Here is a 1,139-nt window from a genome sequence, read left to right as displayed (position 1 = left end):
CCCACGTGGTGGGCGGCATCCGCGTCCAGGTCGGCGACGACGTCGTCGACGGGTCCATGGCCTCGCGCCTCCACGACCTCCAGCGGCGGATGGCCGGCTGACGCCGGCTCCCGCCCGCATCCGGAACACCCACGAACGTAAGCATCATCGTCACGTCGATGATCACCAAGCACAGAGAGCAGGGACTGCAGATGGCCGAATTGACCATCAACGCTGACGATGTCCGCAATGCCTTGAACGATTTCGCGGCATCGTACGAACCGTCGGGCACCGATCGCACCGAGGTCGGCCGTGTCATCTCCGCGGCGGACGGCATCGCTCGTGTGGAGGGTCTGCCCTCCGTCATGGCGAACGAGCTGCTGCGCTTCGAGAACGGCATCCAGGGCCTGGCCCAGAACCTCGACACCCGCGAGATCGGTGTCGTCGTCCTCGGCGAGTTCCAGGAGATCCGCGAGGGCATGGAGGTGCAGCGCACCGGCGAGATCCTCTCCGTCCCGGTGGGCGACGCCTTCCTGGGCCGCGTGGTGGACCCGCTGGGCCAGCCCATCGACGACCTGGGCCCGATCGAGGCCGAGGGCCGCCGTGCCCTCGAGCTGCAGGCGCCGACCGTGACCGAGCGCAAGTCGGTCCACGAGCCGCTGCAGACCGGCATGAAGGCCATCGACGCCATGATCCCGATCGGCCGTGGCCAGCGTCAGCTGATCATCGGTGACCGCCAGACCGGCAAGACCGCGATCGCCGTCGACACGATCCTCAACCAGAAGGCCAACTGGGAGTCGGGCGACGTCGAGAAGCAGGTCCGCTGCGTCTACGTGGCCGTGGGCCAGAAGGCCTCCACCATCGCCGGCGTCCGCGCCACGCTGGAGGAGCACGGCGCCCTGGAGTACACCACCATCGTGGCCTCCCCGGCGTCCGACCCGGCCGGCTTCAAGTACCTCGCCCCCTACGCCGGCTCGGCCATCGGCCAGCACTGGATGTACGGCGGCAAGCACGTGCTGATCATCTTCGACGACCTGTCGAAGCAGGCCGAGGCCTACCGTGCCGTCTCCCTGCTGCTGCGCCGCCCGCCGGGCCGCGAGGCCTACCCGGGCGACGTCTTCTACCTGCACTCCCGGCTCCTCGAGCGCTGCGCCAAGCTC

At 69.0% G+C, this 1,139-nt stretch carries 2 protein-coding genes; both read left to right on the top strand.

From position 1 onward, the window contains the following. On the top strand, nt 1–101 hold a 101-nt coding region (locus ACFWJO_RS40400), incomplete at its 5' end, for a F0F1 ATP synthase subunit delta (protein WP_386873356.1). Between the two features lie 90 nt (nt 102–191). Further along, on the top strand, nt 192–1,139 hold a 948-nt coding region (gene atpA, locus ACFWJO_RS40395), incomplete at its 3' end, for a F0F1 ATP synthase subunit alpha (protein WP_386873354.1).

Source organism: Streptomyces sp. NPDC127092 (genome assembly GCF_042722475.1).
GTDB lineage: Bacteria > Actinomycetota > Actinomycetes > Streptomycetales > Streptomycetaceae > Streptomyces.
The sequence above is the reverse complement of the archived record's forward strand: the minus strand, read 5'-3'. Positions and strand labels throughout refer to the sequence as shown.